Source organism: Kribbella sp. NPDC049227 (assembly GCF_043197265.1).
In the GTDB taxonomy this organism is placed as follows: Bacteria; Actinomycetota; Actinomycetes; order Propionibacteriales; family Kribbellaceae; genus Kribbella.
The window spans coordinates 251530-266013 of record NZ_JBICST010000010.1; the positions used below are offsets into that span (position 1 = coordinate 251530).

Here is a 14484-nt window from a genome sequence, read left to right on the forward strand (position 1 = left end):
TAGAGTCCTTCCATGGCTGTGAACTTGACGCGGATCTACACCCGGACCGGTGATGCCGGTGAGACCCGCCTGGGCGACAACTCGACGACCTCGAAGACCGATCCGAGGCTGGCGGCGTACGGCGAGGTGGACGAGGCGAACTCCGCCATCGGCGTGGCCATCGCGGCCGGTCACCTGAACAGCACACTGGTCGTGCTGCTGACCAGAGTCCAGAACGACCTGTTCGACGTCGGCGCCGACCTGTGCAACCCGGTCACGCCGAACCCGGAGTACCCGCCGCTGCGGATCACCCAGGAGTACGTCGACCGCCTGGAAGGCTGGTGCGACGAGTACAACAACCGCCTCACCAAGCTCCGCTCGTTCATCCTCCCCGGAGGTACGCCGGGCGCCGCGTACCTGAACGTCGCCCGCACTGTGGTCCGCCGGGCTGAACGCGCCGGCTGGGCCGCGGTCGAAGCCCACGGACCGTCGGTCAACCTGCTCGCCCTGCAGTACCTGAACCGGCTCTCCGACCTGCTGTTCATCCTCGGCCGCGTCGCCAACCTGTCCTCCGGCGGCGACGTCTTGTGGGTCCCCGGAGGCGAACGCAAGTCCTGAGACCTACCCCAGTTGCCAGTTGAGCGGCATCCGCAGCAGACCGGCGGGTGGCAGGCCCAGCGCGCTGTAGAGACTGGTGGTCAGCCCGTCGAGAGTCAGCGGTTGCGTGGTCACAGCGAGGTCGTCTGTAGTCGTCGGCGGGCGCAGGCGTTCCAGCAGGTTGCGATGCGGGACGGTCGCCAGGCCGACCTCGTCGCGGTCCAGACCGGCTCGGTCGCAGGCCAGTGTGAGCGCGTGCTGGAAGCCGCCCAGCTCGTCGACCAGTTTGCGGGCGTGAGCGTCGGCGCCGGTCCAGACCCGGCCCCGGGCCAGGGACTCCAACTGCTCCTCGGGGAGACCACGGTCCAGGGCGGCCTTGGCGACGAAGTCCTTGTAGATGCGGTCGAGCGTCTCCTCCAAGCGGGCCCACTGCTCGTCGGTGAACTCCTCCTGCGCCGAGTACATCCGCGCGTTTTCGCCCTCCGACACGGCCTCCTGGGTGATCCCGATCCGGCCCAGCGCATCCCGTACGACGCCTTTGCCGGTCAGTACGCCGATCGATCCGGTGATCGTGCCGGGTTGCGCGACGATCACGTCGGCCGGCATCGCGACGAAGTACCCGCCGGACGCCGCTACCGTGCCCATCGATGCGATCACGGGCTTCCCGGTGGACCGCAGCCGCAGGACCTCGTTGCGGATCGCGTCCGAGGCGACGTACGAGCCGCCCGGGCTGTCGACCCTCAGGATGACGGCCCTGACCTTGTCCTCTTCGGCCACGGCACGCAGTGCGGCGCCGACCGTGTCGGAGCCAGAGCTGGGACCGCCGAGCGGGCTGCCGGAGTTGCGGCCGACGTTGATGCCGCCGGAGACGCGGACGACGGCGACCATCGGCTTCTGCGGCCAGGGGAGGACCTTGCGGAGCTCTTCCAGCGTGCGGGGGCCGCGGCGGATGTACCGCTCGGCGAGCAGTCTGGTGGTTTCGCCGAGACCCTTCTCCAGGGCGTCGTACACATCGGACCGGTAGCCGAGACGGTCCACCAGTCCGGCGTCCAGTCCGGCCTGTCCGGACAGCGGTGCGGTGTTCACGAGCTCCCGCACTCGAGCCGTGTCCAGCCGTCGTCGTACGGCGATGCCCTCGACGATCTGCTCGAACGCGGACTCGGCCAGCCGGGACGCCATCTCCCGCGCCGGAGCGGTCATCTCCTTCTCGGTGAAGGTGTCGGCGGCGGTCTTGTACTCACGCCGCTTGCCGAACTGCGGGATCACTCCGGCCTTGTCCAGCGCCCCGCGGACGAAGACCGCCTGCACGGAGACACCGGTGATGCCCAGGTCACCGGACGGCTGCACCCAGATCTCGTCGAACGCGGTCGCCAGGTAGTACGGGACGGTGCCGCCACCGACCTCGCCGAACGACTCCGTCCAGGCGAGGGCAGTCTTGCCCGACGTCCGGAAGTCGGCGACCGCCTCGCGCAGGTCCTGCACCTGGGCGAGCGACAACCGATGCCCGCCCAGGTGCGCGACCAGGCCGACGACTTCGTCGTCCCGCGCGCCCTTCCGCAACGCCGCCACCAGCTCTCGCAGTGTCGGCAGATGCCGCGCGCGGAACGCGGCCACCGGCGAAGCAGGCGGCGTCTCGAGAACACCCCGGGTCAGATCCAGCTCCAGCAGAATCCCCATACCCCGACACTAGACGCCGCCCGCAACCCCCTAGCTCACTCGCCGACGAGTTGTGGGCCCGCGTCGCCGGTCAGGAGGAAGTTCGCCGTACCGCCGAAGGTGGCCGGCGCGCTGCCGTAGTTGTTGATGACGGTCGACGCGCCAGTGGCCCGGCTGACGGCGTACACGGTCACCTTCTTGGTGTCGTTGTCGAACGCCGACAGCAGCGTGCTCGCCGCGCCACACCGCTGCGCGATCAGCGACTCGTACGCCGCGAACCCGGTGCTGCGGACCTTCTTCACGATCGGCTTCATCGGGTTGGCGACCGGCACCCGGACGGTGTAGAGCGAACCGCCGGTCAGCGACACGAGCAGCGTGTCGTACGTCGCCGTCTCGGCGATCAGCGTCATCGCCTTGACCGTGCCAAAGCCCGGTGCCGAGCCGAAGGCGCGGACCGTCTCGCCGACCGTGTACCGGTACAGGGAGCCGTTGGAGTGCAGCCCGTACAGGAACGAGTGCGGCGCGGCGCCCTGGACGTAGTTGGAGCTCGCGATCGCCCGGAAGCTGGTCCAGCCGGTGCCCAGCTTGACGGTGCCGAGGTCCGGCTCCGGTGCGACGTCGTTGTAGCTGACGATCGAGCCGTACAGATTTGAGCCCTGCAGGATCAGGCCGGAGTAGTAGTCCTGCTGCGCGCCGTCGGTGAAGTACCAGGTGGTGCTGGCCCGGACGTTGAAGAGCTTGAAGGTCTCCAGCGGCAGGACCGTCGGCGGACGGGTGGCGGTGATGTCATAGCCGCCGGCGGTACCGCCGGCATTCACCGATCCGACCCCCATGCCGCAGGCTGCCGTGGCTGCCTGTGCCTTCGTGGTCGGGAGCTTGCCGGCCGCCTTGCCGGTGGCTCGGAAGTTGTCGGGTTTCGGCGTGGCGGCGGTCGCCGGGACCGCAGCGGCGGCGAGCAGGCCCACCCCGGCGACAGCCAGCGCAGCACGTCGCAGTGTCTTCAAGTGAAAGTCCCTTCCAGTATTCGATGCCTCACGGACAGTGCCTGCCACATCGTTGTGGTGGCACTCGGCGTTACAAAGACCACATTCCGTGACCGCGCGATGGCCACCGGTACAGACCAGTCAGCGGACCACCGGCGGAGGCTTCGGATTCCGGTCGGTCCAGCCGGACTCGAGAACGACGGTGGAGCCGCCCTTCAGGCCCTCGATCGTCGAGCTGAGCAGCCGGCCGGTGGTGGTGTCGATGATGTAGGCGCTGCGACCGCGCGCCAGGGTCGTGGCGGATTCGCTGGGGATGGCCTTCGGGAGGTCGATCGTGATCTCGGTGCCGACGCGACCGATCGGGTCCTTGACCCCGGTGCGGATGCGGGTCCCCGGCAGCGCGGCCAGCACGCGCAGGGCGGCGCCGCGCAGCTTCGGTGGCGACGGGGTCTCGAACAGGAGCTGGCCGGCGGCGGCGAACACGGCGTAGTCACGAACGGAGGCTGTCGGTTGCGGGCCGGCCGCCGTGACGAGGTAGGCGCGGAGGAGCGCCGGGTCGGTGGGCAGCGCCGCGATCTGCTGGGCGCTGAGTGGCGTGGTTCCGGTCAGGAAGTAGCCCTGGGGAACGTCCCGGAACGACATCTCGTGGATGACCGGCGCCATGGCGCGGCTGCTCAGCGGATCGCGGTCGCCCGGCACTTGCCAGGTCGTCGGTGATCCTTGGGCGCGCCACTTGGCCACGTCGGTCGCCGCCGCCGGGCCGTACCCGAGCCCCGCCCATCCGAACCACGACTCGACCCCGGGCTTCATCGGCATCCAGCTCTCGGTGATCGACCGCCCCTGCACCGTGTACTTCGGCTGACCCACCCGGACGGTCGGCCCGACGTGCAGGCTGCGCACCCGGAAGAACTTCCCGGACAGCTTCTCGTTCTTCTCCTGCTGCACCGCGGCCGCGATCAGTGCCTGACTGGCGGTCGCCAGCCGAGGGGTCGTCGGCGTCACCGTCGCCGGCGCCACCCCGACGTCACTCCCGCCCCGGGTGCCACGCACCAACGGGACACCAAGCCCGACCACAGCAACCACTGCGGTCGCGGCCGTCACTGCGGTCCCGACCCAGCCGGCCCGTGCGAACGCCAACCGCCGCTTGGATCCGCGCTGTTCGCGGATCAGGCCTTCGAGTTGCTGACGTGCCGCGGCAGTGGCTTCCGGGGAAGGCGCATCAGCCGAGGGGAACGCCTTGCGGACCGATTCGAGCTCGTTCATCAGGCGTCACCTCCAGTGGGGTTGTGGCCGAGTGAGTCCCGGACGATCCGGCGGGCCCGGGACAGGCGTGAGCAGACCGTCCCGTACGCGATCCCGAGCGCCGCAGCCACCTCGTCGTACGTGAGCTGGCCCAAGGCGACGAGCAGCAGCACCTCGCGGTCCTTGGCCGAGACCTTCGCCAGCGCGGCGGCCAGTTCGCGCCTCGTGCCTTGGGCGGTGACCTGCGCGGCGATCCGCTCCTCGGCTCCCGTCACCGGAAGTGGCGGTGGGAGTTTCGCCAGCGCCCGCCACGCGCGGACCTCGTCGCGCCGGTGCCGGCGGATCAGGTTGGTCGCGATGCCGTACAACCACGCCCGCACCACCCCGCTGCGACGGTCGAACCGGTCCCGCTGCCGGAACGCGATCAGGAACGTCTCCGCAGCCAGGTCGTCCGCGACATCGGGGCCGAGCCGGCGGGCGACGTACCCGTGCACCTGCGGGAAGTACTTGTCGAAGATCAGCGTGAACCTGTCCGGCTCCCGCACCGACGCCTCCAGCAGCCGCCCGTCCTCGTCTGCTTCCGCGGGTACGGCGGCAGCCGGCAGCCGACCGGGGAACGCAAGGGTGGCCAGGGCCACGTCGGGCGTCATCGAACTCCTCGCGTCTGGTGTGCTGCCGGTCGGCTCACCCACTTCTTGCCCGATGTCCCCAGACCCTTCTCGCGACCCCGCCTCGATCTCCTGACCCCCGCGGATAGACGCGCGAGAGCGCTCTCGGGATGACACGCGTGCGGAAGAAAGCCCGCCGGCTTGAAGCGCTGCCCGGTTGTCAGATCAGTGGGTGTCGAGCAGACCGCGGGCGGCGGCCTCGTCGTTCGGCCACACGTAGACGGTCCAGCCGTCCTTGGTCCGGGCCGCGGTCGCCTTGATGCCGAAGTCCTTCAGCATCGAGACCTTGACCCGCGCCTCGTTGTAGGTCCGCACGGTCCGGACGTCGATCAGCAACCCGAACGCGTCGCGCTCGGCGGGACGGGAATCGACCCGCCGAACCAGCGACCCGCCCTTGGCCTTCGAGAAAGCCCAGCGGCAAAGCAGTACCATCAGCCCGGCCAGGGCGATGGCCACGAGCGGAAAGACGAAGTACTCCTCACCGAACACGGACACTATTGTCTCGCGAAATAAAAGGTCGCGAGGTCTTGGCAACCTTCCGTGTCCCCAGGGAGTCTTTACGATCACAAGCTGGACACGCTGCCACGCGGCCGATGACTCGGGGGCCGCCGGAAGAGCGGAGGGCACGGACATGCTCGCACCGACCCCGAACAACGTCGTACAACTGACCGGCATCCTGGACGTCCGGACCGTCGGCGACGTCCGTCAGACCCTGAACACCGTCATCGACACCTCGGTGGGCGACGTCATCGTCGACCTCGAACGGGTGGACGCGGTCGACGCCACCGGTCTCGGCCTGCTCGTCGCCACCCACCGCCGGACGCAGTCGCTCGGGCGGCAACTCGTCCTGTGGCACCCGATGCCCTCGGTCATCCGGATCCTCGCCGTCACCCGGTTGCACCGGGTCCTTCGGGTCGAGCGGAGTCCGCTTCCCATCGGCGCGTGAATGTGACCTAAGCCCCTGGTGACACCGGTCACGAGGTCGCGACTCACAAGGGAACAGAGTCCTACTCTCGGGTACATGGCGACCGAGAAGGATCGACCGTGGGTGATGCGGACGTACGCGGGCCACTCGTCCGCTGCCGAGTCGAACGCGTTGTTCCGGCGGAACCTGGCCAAGGGCCAGACCGGTCTGTCGGTCGCGTTCGACCTCCCGACCCAGACCGGGTACGACGCGGATCACCCGCTGGCCAAGGGCGAGGTAGGCAAGGTCGGCGTACCGATCGCGCACCTGGGCGACGTACGGGCGCTGTTCGACCAGATCCCGCTCGCACAGATGAACACCTCGATGACGATCAACGCGCCGGCGATGTGGTTGCTCGCGCTGTACCAGGTGGCCGCCCAGGAGCAGGGCGCGCTGCCCGACGAGCTGACCGGGACGACGCAGAACGACATCGTCAAGGAGTACCTGTCCCGTGGCACGTACGCGTTCCCGCCGGAGGCGTCGCTGCGGCTGACCACCGACGTGATCGCCTACACGGTCGCCAACATCCCGAAGTGGAACCCGATCAACATCTGCAGCTATCACCTGCAGGAGGCCGGCGCGACGCCGGTGCAGGAGCTCGCGTTCGCGTTGTCGACGGCGATCGCCGTACTGGATCGGGTCCGGGACGCGGGCCAGGTGCCGCCGGAGCGGTTCGGCGACGTGGTCCAGCGGATCTCGTTCTTCGTGAACGCCGGGGTGCGCTTCGTCGAGGAGACCTGCAAGATGCGCGCGTTCGTCCGGCTCTGGGACGACCTGACTCTCAACCGGTACGGCGTGACGGACGCGAAGGCCCGGCGGTTGCGGTACGGCGTCCAGGTGAACTCGCTCGGCCTGACCGAGGCGCAGCCGGAGAACAACGTCCAGCGGATCGTGCTCGAGATGCTCGGCGTCACGCTGTCGAAGAACGCCCGCGCCCGTGCGGTCCAGTTGCCGGCCTGGAACGAGGCGCTCGGCCTGCCGCGGCCGTGGGACCAGCAGTGGTCGCTGCGGATGCAGCAGGTCCTGGCGTACGAGTCCGACCTGCTGGAGTACGACGACATCTTCGACGGATCGCACGTGATCGAGGCCAAGGTTTCTGAGTTGGTCGACGGTGCTCGCGAGGAGATCGATCGCGTGCAGGCGATGGGTGGTGCGGTCGCAGCGGTCGAGAGCGGCTACCTGAAGCAGGCGCTGGTCGCATCGCACGCCGAACGCTGGCAGCGGATCGAGTCGGGCGAGCAGGTCGTCGTCGGCGTGAACAAGTTCGAGAACACCGAACCGTCCCCGCTGACCGCGGACCTGGACACTGCGATCCAGACCGTTGATCCCGCTGCGGAGAGCGCAGCGCTGTCGTCCTTGCGCGAGTGGCGCGCCAGCCGTGACGGGGCAGCTGTCGACGCTGCTCTGGCCAAGCTGCGCACTGTCGCGAAGACCACCGACAACCTCATGCCCGTCACTCTCGAATGCGCCCGCGCCGGCGTGACGACAGGGGAGTGGGCCGGGGTCCTGCGGGAGATGTACGGCGAGTACCGCGCCCCGACCGGGGTCACCGGATCGGTCGGCGTCTCCGGTGGCGGTGAAGCGATCGCCGCCGTACGCGAGAAGGTCGCCGCCACGTCGGAGGAGCTCGGCGGCCGCCTGCGCTTCCTGGTCGGGAAGCCCGGCCTGGACGGTCACTCGAACGGCGCCGAACAGGTCGCCGTCCGCGCCCGCGACGTCGGCTTCGAGGTTATCTACCAGGGCATCCGGCTGACGCCCGGACAGATCGTCGCCGCCGCGGTCGCCGAGGACGTCCACTGCGTCGGCCTCTCGATCCTGTCCGGCTCACACATGGAACTCGTCCCGGCGGTCGTGTCCGGTCTGCGCGCGGCCGGCCTCGACGACGTACCGGTCGTTGTCGGCGGCATCGTCCCTGACGCCGACGCCCGGGAACTCCGGTCGGCCGGCGTAGCCGCCGTCTACACCCCGAAGGACTACGACCTCACCGGCATGATGGCCGACGTCGTCGAGGTGATCCGCCACGCCCACAAACTGTAGGCGTGGTAGAAGGAGTACATGACGGCGAACAGTGCTCAGGCGACTCTTACGCTCTCCAACGGTGGGGCGATTCCGGTGTTCGGGCTCGGGGTTTGGCAGGCGGCCGACGGGCCGGAGACGGAGCGGGCGGTCGAGTGGGCCCTCGAGATGGGCTACCGACTGATCGACACGGCTCAGGCGTACCGGAACGAAGCGAGTGTGGGGCGGGCGATCCGCAACAGCGGCGTCCCGCGGGAGGACATCTTCCTCACCACGAAGTTCTACCCAGGCAACAAGGACCCGCGGGCCGAGGCGGAGAAGAGCCTGGAACGGCTCGGCACCGACTACCTCGACCTCTACCTGATCCACTGGCCGCAGAGCGGGCCGACGTGGGCCTGGCCCGGGATGGAAGCGGCCGTGGAAGCCGGCCTGACCAAGGGCATCGGCATCTCGAACTTCAGCGCCGCGGAGATCCAGGAGCTGCTGAAGACGAGCCAGATCCAGCCGGCCGTGAACCAGATCCAGTTCAGCCCGTTCGAGTACCGCGCTGCCCTGGTTGCCGCGTGCGAGGACGCCGGTATCGTCGCCCAGGCGTACAGTCCGCTGGGAACCGGCCGCCACCTCGGCGACCCCGTGGTCGCGCGGATCGCGGCTGCCACCGACCACACACCGGCACAGGTCCTGATCAGGTGGGCGGTCCAGAAGGGGACGTCGGTCATCCCCAAGTCCACCCATCGGGAGCGCATCGAGGAGAACTTCGCCGTCTTCGACTTCGAACTCGACGACGAGGCCGTCGCCGCGTTGGACGCCCTCGACTCCACTGGCCGCACCGACGAGGCGCTGGGCCAGAAGTGGTGGTCCTGACCCTTGAAGGTGTTCCTGTCCACTGACATGGAAGGTACTGCCGGGGTCGTCGACTGGGGGCAGGTCCGCGGTCCTGCTCAGGAGTACGAGTACTACCGCGGACAGCTTCAGGCGGAGGTCAACGCCGCGATCGACGGCGCCCTGGCCGCCGGCGCGACCGAGTTCCTGGTCAACGACTCACACTCGACGATGCAGAATCTCCGCCCGGACGAGCTCCACGGCCGGGCCGGCTACCTGTCCGGGCGGCACAAGCCGCTGTACATGATGGAAGGCCTCGACGACTCCTTCGACGCGGCCTTGTTCATCTCGTACCACGGGTCGGCCGACTCCACGTCGTCGGTGCTGTTCCACACGTACAACCCCAGGGCCATCGCCGAAGTACGCCTCAACGGTGAGATCGCCGGCGAGGCCGGAGTGAACGCACTGGTGGCGCTCGCCCATGGGGTTCCCGTCGTACTCATCTCGGGCGACCGGGTGACCATCGACGAGGCGCAGCCGTTCTGCCCGGACATCGAGTCGGTCGTCGTCAAGGAGTCGGTCTCGCACAACGCCGCCCTGTCCATGCACCCGGAGACCGCCCGTGAGCTGATCCGGGACGGCACACAGCGCGCACTGGACCGGTTGGCCGACTTTCGGCTGCCGACCATCACGCTGCCGGCCGAGCTGACCATCCGGTACCACAACCGCGCGCTGGCGGAGCTGGCGTGCGAACTTCGCGGCGTCGAGCGACGTGACGAGAAGGTCGTTGCCCTGCGCAATGACGATCCGCTGCGGCTGTTCCGCACCTTCATCGCCGCGGTGATGCTGAGCCGGGGCGTCAGCGAGTGATCACGACGACTTCTCCTTGATCAGGTCCTCGACCGCCTTGGGGATGGTGGTCTCGAAGTCGAGGAGCTTGGCCCAGGTCGGGGTGACGGTGATGACGACCATCTCGTCGTACAGACCCTTCACTCCGGCCTCCCAGTCCGGGTACTGCTCGTCGGTCGTCACCTTGTGCCCGGCCTGCAGGTAGCCTTCCGGGACGCCGGGCACCAGCTCGACCTCGGCGGTACCGCGGATCAGCAGAACCTTCGGCGGGAAGGCTCCCGTGTCGATGGTGAGCGCGACCTTCGGGTTCTTCCGCAGCGCCGCGACCTTCGCCGACTTCGGCACGGTGGCCATCAGGATCTTCTCGCCCTCGAGCCAGAAGCCGATCGGAATCACTCTGGGGTCGCCGTCGAGTCCGTCGTAGGCGAACCGGGCCGGCTCGGGGCCGGTGATCAGTTCCTGCGCGTAGGGCTTGGCCAGTACCGCTGCGATCTCGTCCTTGGTCATGATGCGGGTCCTTCCCTTCGGAGGTGTTCTCATCAGGGGGACGAAGCCGATGCGGTTCGCTCGACATCGATAGGTTGGGAAATCGTGGAAATCTTCGCATTCGGTGCGGGCACGGTCCAGGTCGCCGACGACGGGGCGGTCGAGCAGGTCGTCCACCCGGACGGACGGCGGGTCCTGCTCGATCCCGGTCCCGTGCACGACAGCCTGCACGCGTGGGGCAAGGGTTTCGTGATCACGGACCGTGGCAGCCACCGCTTCGACAACCCGGCGCTCGTGCGCTGGCGGCAGACCGGGCTCGACCTGCTCTACCAGTTGGGTGAGCTGGAACTGCGTGTCGGCCGCCGCTTCGGCGACCAGTGGACGGAGACCTACGAACTCCGCAACGCCGGGGCCGAGCCGACGACGGTCGGGTCGATCGCGATCAGTACGCCGTACCGGGACATCTATCGCTCGAGCCAGGAGAGCCTGGCGGGCGCTGTGCATGCGCATGTGTGGACCGGTGGCGCCGATGCGTGGGTGTGGGCGGTGCCGATGGACGGCAGCGGTCCCGGGCTCGGTCTGCAACTGAAGGAGGGCGAGCTGTGGGCCTACTCGGTGGAGTCACGCGAGCCGGGGACGAGCAGCAACGTTCGCGGCCACATCTACCTCCACCCGACCGACCACGCTCGCGCGCCGCACGCGATGGGGGGTCAGCCGCCTATCACGCTCGCCCCGGGAGCGTCGTACCGGTGGACCTGGCAGCTGGCCTGGTACGACGACCTGCCCGGATTCCATGCGGATCGGCAGCCGCTCATCGGCGCGGACCGGCTGACCGCCGAGGTGGGGGAGACGATCCAGCTCACCGGAGACGGCCTGAGTGAGGTCACGAGCGACAAGCCCGGTCTGGTGCATGTCGAGGCGACGGACGGCAAGCGGACGGCGCGGATCGCCGTACTGTTCCATCAGCCGCTGCGCGAGATCGCCGAGCAGCGGGTGCGGTTCGTCCTCGAGCGGCAGCGTCGGCCGGAGCTTGCGGACAGTCGCCAGTACGCGTTTGTGCCGTACGACAACGACAGTGGGCTCACTGTGTTGTCAGGTGCGTGGGCGGACTGGTCCGATGCGCGCGAACGGATCGGGATGGCACTCCTGCTGCAGGAGGTCCGTGATCGCGGCTGGGGTGATCGGGCCGAGTTGGACGAGGCTTTGGCCGGGTACGAGCGGTTTGTCCGCGAGCACGTGGTGGATGAGAACGGCACGGTCCAGGACGACAGCATCCATCAGGATCGCGTGCGGCTGTACAACTTCCCGTGGTTCGCGAGGTTCCTGCTCGGGCAGGGTGATCGGACCGGTGCCGCGCGCATTCTCGACCGGTACTACGAACTCGGCGGGGATCACTTCCTCGCCTTCGACCTCGGTCCGCTGCTGAGCGAACTCGGGATGCGCGATCACCTCATCCGGCATGCACGGCAGTTCATCGAGTACGGCGATGAGCTGCCGCCGCACGAGGTCAACTATGAGCAGTCGATGGTCGCGCCCTTGCTCGAGTTGCTCGTGGCGGCCTACCGGATGGCGCCTGACGAGATCGACGGCGCGGAGCTGAGTCGGCGGTTGCCGTGGCTGACCGCGTTCGCCGCCGATCAGCCCGACGTACGCCTGCGGCAGGTGGCGATCCGGCACTGGGACGGGTACTGGTTCGGACGGCTGCGGTTGTGGGGCGACGTCTTCCCGCACTACTGGTCGGTGCTGAGTGCGGCCGTGTACGCCGCTTGGCCGCGGGAACTGGTCGAGCCGTCGACGGCGGCCTGGCTGGACGCCGCGACGGACTCGATCCTGCGCGCGAACCTGATCAACTTCTCACCGGACGGCTCGGCGACCTGCGCCTTCGTGTACCCGAGCTGCGTCAACGGACAGCCCGCCCATGTCGCGGACCCCTTGGCCAACGACCAGGACTGGGCTTTGGTCTACGCACTCAGGGCCCTACGTGAGTGAGGGCAGCAGTTCGCGCAGGCTGTTCATCAGGTGGTTGTGGATGCTGGTGCCGTAGGAGATGCGGTGGGCGCCGGCGGCGATCAGCTCGGCCGGAGCCGGCCCGCCGATCGCGGCGTGGGCGTTGATCGGGCCGCCGATGCCTTCGACGACCTCGGCCAGGACGTCGGTCGGGGCCATGATCGGATAGACGCAGTCGGCGCCGGCGCGGCGGTACGCCCGGCCGCGGGCGATGGCATCGGCCACTCCACCGCCACGGACGAACACATCGACCCGTGCGTTGATCACCAGGTCCGCGCCCGCGGCGGCGCGGACCTCGGCCAGGTAGTCGGCCTGCCGGGCCGGGTCGGTGAGCACGCGGTCCACCGAGTCCTCCAGGTTGCAGCCGACTGCACCGGTGTCGAGCACGCGCTCGACGAACTCCTTCGGCGCCAGGCCGTAGCCGGCCTCCAGATCAGCGGTCACCGGTATGTCGACCGCCCGCGCGATCTGGGCGACCGCGGTGAACATGTCCGTCGGTGGGGTCAGCTGACCATCGTCGTACCCGAGGACGCGAGCGACCGCGCCGCTACTGGTCGCGACCGCGGGAAAGCCTGCCTCGGCCATGATCTTGGCACCCACCGGATCCCAGGCGTTCGGCAGGATCAGCGGCGTACCGCCGTGATGCAAGGCCCGGAACCTCTCAGCTCCCGATGTCATCTCGCGGCTCAGCTCGGCTTGTAGTGGCCGGGCTCCATCCTTCCGGTCACCCCGACCCGGGTCCACATGTTGATCGTGATGATCAATGCGATCAACTGTGCCAGGTCCTTCTCGCCGAACACGTTCGCGGCCAGGTCGTAGACCTCGTCCGGGACGTGGTCGACGCTGATCAGCGTGATCGCCTCGGTCAGCGCCAGCGCGGCCTGCTCCTCCTCGGTGTAGAACTTGCGCGCCTCCCGCCAGACCGGCAGCAGCGAGATCCGCTGCTGGTCGTCACCGAGGTGCAGGAGGTCGAGCGAGTGCATGTCGGTGCAGTAGGAGCACCCGTTCAGCTGGGAGGCACGGATCCGGATCAGGTTCGCCAGCTTCGGATCGATGCCGGCGTCGGAGACCGCGTCCAGCGCGATCATCGCCTGGTAGAAGTCGGGAACCAGATTGGCGAGCTTCACCCGCCGCGTCGTTGTGCTCATGCCACCAACGTAGGCCCGCACCGGCCCAGGTCGCTGGTCCACTTCCTGGGCAGATCGAGGGGCCAATGACGTCACTCCGTGGCGTCGGTGAGCTTGGCGACCATGTCCCGGGCGTGGATCCGGTTCAGCGTCAGGACGAAGGGTCAGGACGAAGCGTCAGGACGAAGCGTCAGGCTTGCCGCGGTGCAGGAGCCGACGGACCCAGGCCGTCCGCGAGCGAGGCGCCCGCACCGGCAACGGCTTCGACAGGTTGTCGACGGCGGACGGCGGCCTGCCCTCGGCTGTGGGTTCGGGCGTGCTGCGCTGATTGACCTTGGACATGGCGTCCCCTACGGGAGGGCCGGTGTGGCCGGCACCCTGGAGTGCGATGTCGTCGATTCCGGAACTGCCCTCACCCTACGCCTGTCCAGACCGGAAAGCCCTCCCTGCCGGTCATCCGCACGCCGGCGCAGCTCCGCGCGCCAGTCGCCGTCGGTCGCCAGCAGGTCGATCTGGCCGAAGACCCGGTCGACGATCCTGTCGAGGATCGCTTCCGTGGTGGCAACCTCGCCGAATCTGAGGGGTAGCACTGCGTTTCTGAGGGGTTGCCCCCGATGTGGCCGGGGGGTGCTGAGGCCGACTGTGAAGGAAGAGCGGCGATCCTGCCGCCGCCGAATTCACGGAGGAATCATGAACCGCAAGTACACCGTCCTCGCACTGTCCGCACTTGCGATGGGCACAGTCGTTCTCACCACCCCGCAAGCGTCCGCCATCCCGAAGGAGCCCGCCTCCACGTCGGTGTCTCAGGCCGGCCCAGCGGCCCCGCCTGACTGGCCGGACGAAGGCACCGGCTACCCGGGATCCGAGACCACCGGTCCGGAGTACAACTACCCGAACTACGACCCGGCCTACGAAGTGCCTGCTGTGAAGACCGTGGCGGCGCAGAGTCTGTCGGACGACAACGGTGTCGAGGCCCTGCAGGCTGGTGCCTCCGCACTCGGTGGTGCGGCCATCGCCTTCGGCGGCATGTGGCTGTACCGGCGTCGCCACGCGCTGGCCGGCTGACCAGGCTGTCCGGATTCCGCGGG

16 protein-coding genes are annotated in these 14484 nt (G+C 68.6%); 7 read left to right on the plus strand and 9 right to left on the minus strand.

Going from position 1 to position 14484, the window contains the following annotated elements:
* The first annotated feature begins 12 nt into the window (after nucleotides 1-12).
* Nucleotides 13-597, plus strand: a complete 585-nt coding sequence (locus ACGFH6_RS40505; protein WP_393395741.1) for a cob(I)yrinic acid a,c-diamide adenosyltransferase — start codon at nucleotides 13-15, stop codon at nucleotides 595-597.
* Nucleotides 598-600: 3 nt separating this feature from the next.
* Here the strand turns inward: ACGFH6_RS40505 and sppA are convergent, their stop codons facing one another.
* The 5 genes from sppA to ACGFH6_RS40530 form a co-directional block, all read right to left on the minus strand.
* Nucleotides 601-2253: a signal peptide peptidase SppA gene (gene sppA, locus ACGFH6_RS40510; RefSeq protein ID WP_393395744.1), complete on the minus strand. Its 1653-nt coding sequence runs from the start codon at nucleotides 2251-2253 to the stop codon at nucleotides 601-603.
* A 35-nt stretch (nucleotides 2254-2288) separates the two neighbouring features.
* Nucleotides 2289-3236, minus strand: a complete 948-nt coding sequence (locus tag ACGFH6_RS40515) for a hypothetical protein (RefSeq protein ID WP_393395747.1) — start codon at nucleotides 3234-3236, stop codon at nucleotides 2289-2291.
* Between the two features lie 120 nt (nucleotides 3237-3356).
* Complete coding sequence (locus tag ACGFH6_RS40520) at nucleotides 3357-4478, minus strand: CU044_5270 family protein (RefSeq protein ID WP_393395750.1); 1122 nt, start codon at nucleotides 4476-4478, stop codon at nucleotides 3357-3359.
* Entirely contained in the window at nucleotides 4478-5107 is a 630-nt protein-coding gene (locus ACGFH6_RS40525) for an RNA polymerase sigma factor (protein ID WP_393395753.1), read from the minus strand. The genes ACGFH6_RS40520 and ACGFH6_RS40525 overlap by 1 nt, the downstream gene beginning before the upstream one ends.
* Before the next feature lie 183 nt (nucleotides 5108-5290).
* Nucleotides 5291-5614, minus strand: coding sequence for a hypothetical protein (locus ACGFH6_RS40530; protein ID WP_393395755.1), 324 nt, complete (start codon nucleotides 5612-5614; stop codon nucleotides 5291-5293).
* Nucleotides 5615-5756: 142 nt separating this feature from the next.
* On the opposite strand from ACGFH6_RS40530, the gene ACGFH6_RS40535 reads away from it, so the two are divergent.
* The 4 genes from ACGFH6_RS40535 (at nucleotide 5757) to ACGFH6_RS40550 (ending at nucleotide 9797) form a co-directional block, all read left to right on the plus strand.
* Nucleotides 5757-6071, plus strand: a complete 315-nt coding sequence (locus ACGFH6_RS40535) for an STAS domain-containing protein (RefSeq protein WP_360440276.1) — start codon at nucleotides 5757-5759, stop codon at nucleotides 6069-6071.
* A 75-nt stretch (nucleotides 6072-6146) separates the two neighbouring features.
* Nucleotides 6147-8126, plus strand: a complete 1980-nt coding sequence (locus ACGFH6_RS40540) for a protein meaA (protein WP_393395758.1) — start codon at nucleotides 6147-6149, stop codon at nucleotides 8124-8126.
* Between the two features lie 18 nt (nucleotides 8127-8144).
* A complete protein-coding gene (locus tag ACGFH6_RS40545; RefSeq protein ID WP_393395760.1) occupies nucleotides 8145-8969 on the plus strand; it encodes an aldo/keto reductase in 825 nt (274 codons plus the stop codon).
* A gap of 9 nt (nucleotides 8970-8978) precedes the next feature.
* Nucleotides 8979-9797 carry a M55 family metallopeptidase gene (locus tag ACGFH6_RS40550; protein ID WP_393395763.1) on the plus strand — a complete coding sequence of 273 codons (819 nt, stop codon included), beginning with the start codon at nucleotides 8979-8981 and terminating at the stop codon, nucleotides 9795-9797.
* On the opposite strand, the gene ACGFH6_RS40555 is transcribed toward ACGFH6_RS40550, so the two are convergent.
* The gene (locus ACGFH6_RS40555) at nucleotides 9798-10283 is read right to left on the minus strand and encodes a pyridoxamine 5'-phosphate oxidase family protein (RefSeq protein WP_393395765.1); all 486 of its coding nucleotides are present in this window, start codon (nucleotides 10281-10283) and stop codon (nucleotides 9798-9800) included.
* Between the two features lie 84 nt (nucleotides 10284-10367).
* Here ACGFH6_RS40555 and ACGFH6_RS40560 point away from each other — a divergent pair, with 84 nt between their 5' ends.
* The gene (locus ACGFH6_RS40560; protein ID WP_393395768.1) at nucleotides 10368-12251 is read left to right on the plus strand and encodes a hypothetical protein; all 1884 of its coding nucleotides are present in this window, start codon (nucleotides 10368-10370) and stop codon (nucleotides 12249-12251) included.
* Here ACGFH6_RS40560 and ACGFH6_RS40565 read toward each other — a convergent pair.
* The 3 genes from ACGFH6_RS40565 to ACGFH6_RS40575 form a co-directional block, all read right to left on the minus strand.
* Nucleotides 12240-12947 carry an isocitrate lyase/phosphoenolpyruvate mutase family protein gene (locus ACGFH6_RS40565; RefSeq protein WP_393395771.1) on the minus strand — a complete coding sequence of 236 codons (708 nt, stop codon included), beginning with the start codon at nucleotides 12945-12947 and terminating at the stop codon, nucleotides 12240-12242. The genes ACGFH6_RS40560 and ACGFH6_RS40565 overlap by 12 nt on opposite strands.
* An 8-nt stretch (nucleotides 12948-12955) precedes the next feature.
* A complete protein-coding gene (locus tag ACGFH6_RS40570; protein WP_360440300.1) occupies nucleotides 12956-13417 on the minus strand; it encodes a carboxymuconolactone decarboxylase family protein in 462 nt (153 codons plus the stop codon).
* A 156-nt stretch (nucleotides 13418-13573) separates the two neighbouring features.
* Nucleotides 13574-13738 carry a hypothetical protein gene (locus ACGFH6_RS40575; protein ID WP_393395775.1) on the minus strand — a complete coding sequence of 55 codons (165 nt, stop codon included), beginning with the start codon at nucleotides 13736-13738 and terminating at the stop codon, nucleotides 13574-13576.
* A gap of 348 nt (nucleotides 13739-14086) precedes the next feature.
* Here ACGFH6_RS40575 and ACGFH6_RS40580 point away from each other — a divergent pair, with 348 nt between their 5' ends.
* Nucleotides 14087-14461, plus strand: a complete 375-nt coding sequence (locus ACGFH6_RS40580; RefSeq protein ID WP_393395778.1) for a hypothetical protein — start codon at nucleotides 14087-14089, stop codon at nucleotides 14459-14461.
* The last annotated feature ends 23 nt before the right edge of the window (nucleotides 14462-14484 follow it).